The 1038-nt window shown below is 67.7% G+C and carries 2 pseudogenes; both read right to left on the bottom strand.

The features are described 5' to 3' along the window. Positions 1–459: pseudogene (locus E2L05_RS20540) on the bottom strand (efflux RND transporter permease subunit); the annotation flags it as partial. Beyond that, positions 456–1038, bottom strand: a pseudogene (locus tag E2L05_RS20935) (hypothetical protein); the annotation flags it as partial. The pseudogenes E2L05_RS20540 and E2L05_RS20935, both read right to left, overlap by 4 nt.

Here is a 1038-nt window from a genome sequence, read left to right as displayed (position 1 = left end):
GTCCGCATAAAGGTCCAGTTCGCCCAGCGGCAGATCGCCCGAGATAGCCACCGAGGTGACCGGATCGGAGCGGTGCAACTCGCGCACCACCGCAGGATCGGCACGGTCAGGAAAGCTGTCGATGGCCGAAACCTCGGTGCGCAGAGAATTCACGAAACGCAGCGCGTCATTGCCCGGCGCCATGGTCGCCACGGCGCGGGCGCGGCCGGTTTGCGCGGTGCAGGTGAAGGTCTCCAGCCCCTCGACACCCTGCACCCCGTCCCACAGCGGCGCGCAGATCGCGCCTTCGACATCCTCGGCGGCAGCGCCCCGGTAGGGCACGGTGATCTCGGCCTCGACAGCGCGGAAATCCGGGAAGGTTTCGCGCAAGAGACCCGGCGCGGCAAAGGCCCCGGCGGCGAGGAACAGCAAAAGCAGCAGGTTGCCCGCCGTCGGGTGGCCGGTGAACCAGCGGATCATTGCGCGGCCTCGACCGGGGTCAGGGTCATGCCGGGAATGGCCGGGGCGATGTCGTCGATCACCACGCGGTCGCCGGGGGCGAGCCCATCGGTGATGATGACCGAGCCGTCTTGTGCAAAACCGGCGGTGACGGGCCGCAACTCCAGCCTGTTATCGGCGCTTGCGATACGCACCATGCCCCCATGCAGTGCCGCTTCGGGGATTGCGATGAGGCCTGACATAGAAGCGCCCGAAAAGGCAATCTGCACCTGCATGTTGGGCACCAGCGGCAGGCGCCGGGGCGGGTACGCGCCCTCATAGGGGTCGTCAACCCTGACGACGACCGGCACGGTGCGCGCACGGGCATCCAGCGCGCCTTCGATCCGGACAACGCGGGCGGTCCAGATTTGGGTCGGGTCCGACAGCGGGCTGAGCGTCACCTCGATTTGCGTGGCTGGTAGGTCGCGCATCATGTCGGCAAGGGTGATGCCTTCAGGCGCATCTCCCAGCAGGCGGCGAAAGCTGTCGATTGGCAGATGGGCCACGACTTCGGCCGCTGCGATCCCGTCGGCACGGATCACCACCTGACCGGGGCTGACG

Origin of the sequence: Meridianimarinicoccus aquatilis, from assembly GCF_004358675.1 — a bacterium.
In the GTDB taxonomy this organism is placed as follows: Bacteria; Pseudomonadota; Alphaproteobacteria; order Rhodobacterales; family Rhodobacteraceae; genus Meridianimarinicoccus; species Meridianimarinicoccus aquatilis.
Note: the sequence above shows the minus strand (reverse complement) of the source record. Positions and strands in the feature narration are given on the sequence as shown.